The sequence below is a fragment of the Parendozoicomonas verongulae genome (assembly GCF_009711465.1).
Classification (GTDB): domain Bacteria; phylum Pseudomonadota; class Gammaproteobacteria; order Pseudomonadales; family Endozoicomonadaceae; genus Sansalvadorimonas; species Sansalvadorimonas verongulae.
In genome coordinates this window covers 1-6542 of sequence record NZ_SMME01000711.1, presented here as the reverse complement: position 1 = coordinate 6542, position 6542 = coordinate 1, and the positions used below count along the sequence as shown (strand labels likewise).

Annotated in this window: 8 protein-coding genes and 1 tRNA gene; 1 reads left to right on the top strand and 8 read right to left on the bottom strand. The window is 54.3% G+C overall.

Annotation, left to right across the window (positions count from 1 at the left end):
- Positions 1-203 precede the first annotated feature (203 nt).
- From E1189_RS03555 to E1189_RS23470, 6 genes are read right to left on the bottom strand one after another with little or no spacing between them, the layout of a single operon-like run.
- A complete protein-coding gene (locus tag E1189_RS03555; RefSeq protein ID WP_155158685.1) occupies positions 204-386 on the bottom strand; it encodes a hypothetical protein in 183 nt (60 codons plus the stop codon).
- On the bottom strand, positions 383-1456 hold the full coding sequence (locus tag E1189_RS03550) for a hypothetical protein (RefSeq protein WP_155158683.1): 1074 nt from the start codon (positions 1454-1456) through the stop codon (positions 383-385). The genes E1189_RS03555 and E1189_RS03550 overlap by 4 nt, the downstream gene beginning before the upstream one ends.
- Positions 1456-2862 (bottom strand): hypothetical protein, encoded by a 1407-nt coding sequence (locus tag E1189_RS03545; RefSeq protein ID WP_155158682.1) that lies wholly within the window; start codon positions 2860-2862, stop codon positions 1456-1458. The genes E1189_RS03550 and E1189_RS03545 overlap by 1 nt, the downstream gene beginning before the upstream one ends.
- Positions 2862-3584: a hypothetical protein gene (locus E1189_RS03540; protein ID WP_155158680.1), complete on the bottom strand. Its 723-nt coding sequence runs from the start codon at positions 3582-3584 to the stop codon at positions 2862-2864. Before E1189_RS03540 ends, E1189_RS03545 begins: the two co-directional genes overlap by 1 nt.
- Positions 3585-3618: 34 nt before the next feature.
- Entirely contained in the window at positions 3619-4041 is a 423-nt protein-coding gene (locus E1189_RS23475) for a hypothetical protein (protein ID WP_230460119.1), read from the bottom strand.
- Positions 4020-4544 (bottom strand): FmdB family zinc ribbon protein, encoded by a 525-nt coding sequence (locus E1189_RS23470; protein WP_196221158.1) that lies wholly within the window; start codon positions 4542-4544, stop codon positions 4020-4022. Before E1189_RS23470 ends, E1189_RS23475 begins: the two co-directional genes overlap by 22 nt.
- A gap of 193 nt (positions 4545-4737) precedes the next feature.
- Here E1189_RS23470 and E1189_RS03530 point away from each other — a divergent pair.
- Positions 4738-4813 (top strand) — tRNA-Lys (locus E1189_RS03530).
- Positions 4814-4879: 66 nt separating this feature from the next.
- Here the strand turns inward: E1189_RS03530 and E1189_RS03525 are convergent.
- Positions 4880-6193 (bottom strand): NAD(P)/FAD-dependent oxidoreductase, encoded by a 1314-nt coding sequence (locus tag E1189_RS03525; RefSeq protein WP_155158678.1) that lies wholly within the window; start codon positions 6191-6193, stop codon positions 4880-4882.
- A gap of 100 nt (positions 6194-6293) precedes the next feature.
- Positions 6294-6542 (bottom strand): DUF3094 family protein (locus E1189_RS03520; RefSeq protein WP_155158676.1); only part of this gene is annotated, 249 nt, incomplete at its 5' end.

Genomic DNA, 6542 nt, shown 5'->3' with positions numbered 1-6542 from the left:
AATTTCGGCCTGAAAGTCACACATCGGGTATCCATAGGTAACTTGTTGATTTTTAGGCATAAAAAAACCCGAGGGTCTGGCATAGCTTCTAAGGATTCAACTATGCGTCGCCACGGGTGCTTGGGATGAATAATAGAGAATGGTGTTGACTGGTGTCAACATCCTTCAGTTAATAAATTTAACAGAGCTGTTATCAGATATGGTTACTTTGCCCTGCATGCAGGCACCTTCACCCACGCCTTACACCGACAAAGCGCCACCCCATCCCGCAGTTTCACACACCGGGAACGAATCACTTCTCCATCCCAGATCCGGTGATCACACTTCGGGCAGATCACCTCATCTTTCACCGGTGCGGCTGGCTTAACATTCAGTGCGGCATTCATAGCTCAATCCCCTTGCGTGCGTATTTCTTCTTCAGCACCTTCCATGGTGTGTTGATCTCGTTTTCTGTCAGATGGCCCATAGCCAGAGCCTGCTGTTTTTTCTGGGCGCCCAGTACCTGGTACTGAACGGTGGGTGTTTGCTGGTTCAGCCAGTGGATGCGGTCTTCCTTTCCGGTTTTGTCTTCAGCCGATACCTCATCTTCAAACACCACTTCCTCATAACTCAGGGTGTTAGGGTGAGCAGGCCAGGGCGATTTTCCGGGAGGGTAAACCCCTTTGCCCAGTCCGTAGCGGTTCACCTTGGCGTGCATATCGCAGATATCTGGCTCAGGGTGTGCCGGTGACAGCAGGAAGCGGGTGCCCACAGTATCATCCAGTTCAAACACCGATTGCTGATAAGCCATACCGTGTGCCCGGTTAATCTCGGTGCGAAACAGACGGCGGGCATTGTGATAGGGCGCACCTTCACCGGTCATCAGCTCTTTGGTGGTTGCCCGGCCAATGGCGGAACTATCGGCTATTTTGATTTTGTTCGGCAGTTCATCGGGTACCGGCACGCCACGGCGGATAAAGTCTTCCGCAGCCTGACTGGCGCTGTTGCCCTGAATAATGGCGGACTCCACCGCACGGCCAACTACTTCCCGGGCATGGTTATTCACCCGCCACAGTCTGTCCGACAGTTGCAGCCCATCATCAGCCTGAAACCGGCGGGCAGCCCGTACAGCTTCACCGGCCAGATCGTCCAGCTTTGCGGTGGGCAGAGCATAGGCCAGAGCGCCGACAGCCGTGGCTGCGGCACGTTCCTTGTAACCGGTGACCAGCATCTCTTCCTTCCAGCCCAGTTCGTCAATTACCGCATCCACCTGACGGCGTAACTCCCGTAGGTTATCCAGCCGCACTGTGCCATCGGCACCGGCCATCAGGGTGATGCGCAGGCGGATTTCTTCTGAGGCCTGTTTGTAGACCGCCTGCAGTTCCTTCAGGGCTTCGGCATCCAGTTTATTGCCGTTCTTGCGTGCTTTAGCGCTGGCCCGTTTAATGGCAGCTTTTATATGGGAAGGCGTAGGCATCAGTTACCGCCTCCTGAGGAGATACTGGTGGCACTTTCCCCCTTGGGGGCGTTATTGGGAGTCACGCTCACCCGTGGTCGGCGGTTGCGGTTGTTGCTCTCTTCATCCTGCACGGGGTAGGGATCGTGGCCGTTGCCTTCTTCTTCCAGCTTGGCTTTCACCCGGGAGACATCCATGCCCGCTTCTTCAAATACCAGCTCTTGGGGCACGCCCAGTGCCTGCAGCTTCAGGGCACGGTCGGCACGCTGGTTGCGGGTTTCGGTGTTGCGCTCGGCAAATTCAATGGCGAACTGGTAGGCATTGGGGTTGATACCCTGCAGTAGCAGTTCCAGCTCGAAGCCTTCCTGGTAGGCGGAGCTGATCATATCCTGCAGGCCATCTATCTCCTGGAAGTAGTCAGCCTTCAGGTCTTCCAGCACATCACGACTCAGGTCTTCCACGTAACCGAACAGACCTTTGGGTGCAGGACTGCCGGAGAAGAAGGTATCCAGCAGGTAGGCGACATCGGCTATCTGATCCATATTGGCATCGCCCTGGATGGCAGTGACGGTGCCTTTCTTGTTCATAAAGAAGTCGGTCTGGATTTCGCCGGATTCGTTGCGGGTTTTCTCTTCGTAGGCCTGCAGCTGCTCATCCGTTGCCCCCTCCAGTACGTGGGACAGTTTTTGAGGCGCACGGGTGCGGCGACGGATCACCAGATCCTCTTCGGTCATGGCCAGTTTTTGCCAGATGGAGCGGGAGGCATCCAGATAGGGGCGACCCATACAGCCCATGTCGTCGAAGTTATCCGGCTCCAGCCTGACCATGGTCAGCTGCCAGCGGGAGAAGCGGGCCAGTTCTTTCCAGGTGAACGGGTCCACCTGCTTGTAGGCTTCTGCCATGTTCTTAAAACGGCCGTTCTCATCGATGCGGGGAACAATGGTTTCCGAAGGCATGCGGACGCCACCGGTTATATGGCGGTTGTCATTCACAACCCACTGGATAGGCAGATTCCCTTCCATGGCCGCGCCCCGTGCATCGGACAGCAGTTTGTTGCGGTTGTTCAGCTGCAGGCGCTGGAAGAACTCTTCCCACAATTTAATGATCTTCTGATCACGGGTGCCTTTCCATTTCAGCATCAGCCCGCCTTTGGTGACATCACGGGCCATGCGCTTGTGGATCTGCTTGACACGGCCATCCACTTTATCCATGTGACGGATATGGAGAATGGACTGGCGCAGATCAGGGTCCACATGCATTTTGTGGTACATGTGGCGGATGCTGTTTTCCGGCGTCGCCACCCGGCCTTTCATGAGGCGCTGGCGATCCATTTCCCCATTAATGGCCAGTGCCTCTTTGTGCGCGGCATTCATCTCCCGCAGCTGTTGACGGCGAGCGCCGCCTATTTCAATACCGAAGAGTTTCATCAAAGGTTCCCCAGAGTTCCGAAAGGGCTTTGTCCCAGCAGCTGCGCCCGTGTCTGCTTGCGGCTGGCAATAATGGTTTGCACATGGCACTCACCCCGGGTGACGAAAGCCCAGACCATGGCCATAAAGGCGTCGAACAGGTCATCCCCCACCTGCCGTTTCACCATCTTGTAACTGGCGTAGGCCCCTTTGGTGGGTACGGATTTGATATTGACCAGCTGACGGCAGAGCAACTGCATATCTGCCATCACCGGATCGGCGCTGGGTTCGTCATCCACCTGCGCCATGATACCGAACGCTCCCGCCTTGCTGCGGTTGCTGAACTGGTAGGAGGCATCGGCCATCTGTTTACGCCCTCCTTTATAGAGGAGGAAGTTCTCCAGAATGGCGGAGCGGCGGATGGCATCGGTGTGATAGGTGAGGTTGGTGATGCTCTGGGCTTCCCTGGGCGCGACCACTCCCAGCTCCTGATCGGAGTGGGTGGCCATGTACTCCTGAATCCACATTTCCTTTACCGCGGTTTTTCCGGTACGACGACAGGAGAAGTCGATGGTGTTGTCCTGTTCGTCCATCTCGATCATTTTCAGCACCCGCATGGCGTCCAGCTCGACGTTATGCACATGCTTGTGCCACATGGCGTGATCACCGGCGTAGCGTTGAATCTCCCGCTCGGATACCTGGCACAGTTCCAGCCGCTGGGCAGCACTAAGGTGTTGAGTCATCCACGACCTCGGCTTCGATATCCTTGGGTGGCTCTTAATCTCCGTCTTCCTGGAGGTGTTTGATCAGTACCGGATCCTTGCTGGCCCGCAGCTGGGAACGGCCAATCATGGAACGCAGATCGGACACTTGTTTCTGCATCTGGCCGCGGTATTCCAGGGCGGACTGCTTCTCTTCCTCTTCCTGATTCAGCTGACCCTGCTGGATACCGTGATCCACCTGAATTTTTGGTGTCATGTTCAGGTCTGCTAGGGAGAGGTTGTTGCGGCTGATCATATCCATCAGAGGTTTAAGCAGTGGATGGGCTTTGATCTCTTCAATGGTTTTGAAAGTTCCGGACTCATCATCCAGATAACGGCCAATATGGAAGTCACCGTCTTTATCAAAGTCATAAACCGGATTACGCAGGGAAACGCCATCGGCAACAATCGCCTGCATCATATCCTGCAGGATGGCCATAAAGTTAGCCTGGTTAATGGCGTGAAGATCCTGAAGCATGCCCGGATCACCAGACAACGGAGCATCAGATCGGAACGCTTCAGGCAGGCAATCTGCTGGGCGCAGTAATCCCGGTCAATATCGCAGGTTTTGCAGTGAGGGTATTTATCAGGGCGAGCCGGGAAGTACATGGCTGTTTTCGCAGACGCACCATGCTTCATGGCGTTGTAGCGAGTAATCTGGGATTCTTCCGGAGTAGGGTGCCCGGCAAGGTTCGCAGCCGAAGCCGCTTTGCCTGCCTGAGTTTTTGGCCCCGTGGCCTTCAGATGAGCATTAAACAAACCCACCTGCCAGTGCACCTGCGGCGATTCCTCCCCACAAAGCGGGCAGTCCGCAAAATACCGGAAAGGATGAGCACGCTCAGGCGCCGGATCAGTACGACCGGGAGCAGCATCAAACGTATGAGAACAATCAGCACAGCGGAAAGTTACAGAGCCCGCTGGCTCGACAGGCACTTTTTTCATGGTGCCATGATTTCACGGGTTTGGGTGACAGTTTAAGGGAGCTCTATGTCGTGGAAGATACTGATTTAGAACGACGTTTTGGGGGGTTTACAAGGTCATAGGCTATGGGTACTATTAGCGCCGCTCTGGTTTGCAGTGAGTTGTGAACGGGGAGCCACTTTTAAAGCAATTAGCTTGTGTAGCTGATTGTTGTGGGTCGTTAGCTCAGTTGGTAGAGCAGTTGGCTTTTAACCAATTGGTCGTAGGTTCGAATCCTACACGACCCACCATATTATCAAAAGCCCGCTTCATTGAAGCGGGCTTTTTCGTGCTTGTTAAAAAGTGTGCTTAAAAAATCAGTGGAGCTTGAGTTTTGGTGTCGTGCTGCGCTCCAGTAAATCCTTCGCTATCAGCATGCCCGTTCGCCAGAAGCCATAAAGGGTCAGCTGGTGCAGGCGGTAAAGGGAGATGTAGAACAGCCTTGCTATCTGCCCTTCCAGCATCACATCTCCCGTTAAATTTCCCATCAGGTTGCCTACGGCAGAATGGCTGCTCAGTGAGATAAGTGAGCCGTGATCCCGATACTGAAAATTCAGAAGCTCTTTACCATCAAGCTTTCTGGACAGGTTCTTTGCCAGTAAGGACGCTTGCTGGTGGGCGCTTTGTGCCCGTGGTGGCACGGTGAAATCACCAGCCTTCCCGGTAAGTGTGCAGCTTGCGCAATCCCCCAGAGAGTAAATATTGTCGTCCTGGGTGGTTTGCAGTGTGGGTTTCACGATGAGCTGATTGATCTTGTTACTTTCAAGCCCATCCAGATCTTTCAAAAATGCTGGCCCCTTGATGCCTGCTGCCCAGATTGTGAGATCGGAGGGAATGGTTTTTCCGCTGCGGGTGATAATGCCATCTGCGGTGATTTGGCTTACCGGTGTTCCGGTTCGGGTATGGATGCCCAGTGTGTCCAGCTGGGCTTGTACTCCATTGCTAATGCGCTCTGGGAGGGCGGGTAGTACCCGGTTGCTGCCTTCTACCAGGGTGAGCTGCATGTCAGTGGGGTTCTGTTCAAGACCATAGCGCACCATTAGTTTTGCAGCATGGTGCAGTTCTGCTGTGAGCTCGACACCGGTGGCACCGGCGCCAATAACAACTATGCGAGTGGGCTCGGGTTTTTCGTCCTCGGACATGTGGCGAATAGAGCGGCTAATCAGGTGGTGGTGAATGCGTTCTGCCTGTTCCCGGCTGTCCAGAAACAGGCAGTGTTCCCTGGCGCCGGGTGTGCTGAAGTCGTTGGTGTTGCTGCCTACGGCGATAACCAGAGAGTCGTAACTCAGAGTGCGTTCAGGGAGAAGTTCCGTACCAGTGTTGTCAGAAGCCGGAGCGAGGGTAATCGTTTTCTGTTCCCGGTTCAGGTCAGACATGGTACCCGGCTGGAAACGAAAGTGGTTCCAGTTCGCTTGTGCCAGATAATTCAGCTCATCGCTGTAGGAATTCAGTGATCCGGCTGCCACTTCATGGAGGAGTGGTTTCCAGATATGGGTCATGCGGGCATCAACCAGCACGACTTCTGCTTTTTTCTTTTTGCCCAGAGTGCGCCCAAGGCGGGTGGCCAGCTCCAGCCCGCCGGCCCCACCACCCACAATCACAATGCGATGCAATTCCTGTTGCGTATTCATTGGCTTTGTTTTTCTCAGCTCTGTTTATGTTGTCACGAGGCACAAGTAGCCAGGTCATTGTGATTGTTGTTATGGATGCTTCGCTTGTTGGTGTGTGTATTCAGTATGGCAAGTAAACCGTGCCAATAATCCGTGCTGCTACTCCTAAGCCTACTATGCAAATGGCTAGCCACATCATCATTTTCCAAGGGCGGAACGGTTTGCGCTCTTCTCTGTTGACACCTGTGTTGTTGTATTCATCCACAAGATGCTGGTCGTTTTCATTCAGACGGGTTTTGAATTCATGAGTCATCAGGCATCCCCTGTATGGCGAAACTGCGTGTATAAGCTGCCGCAGCATCCGTGCAGT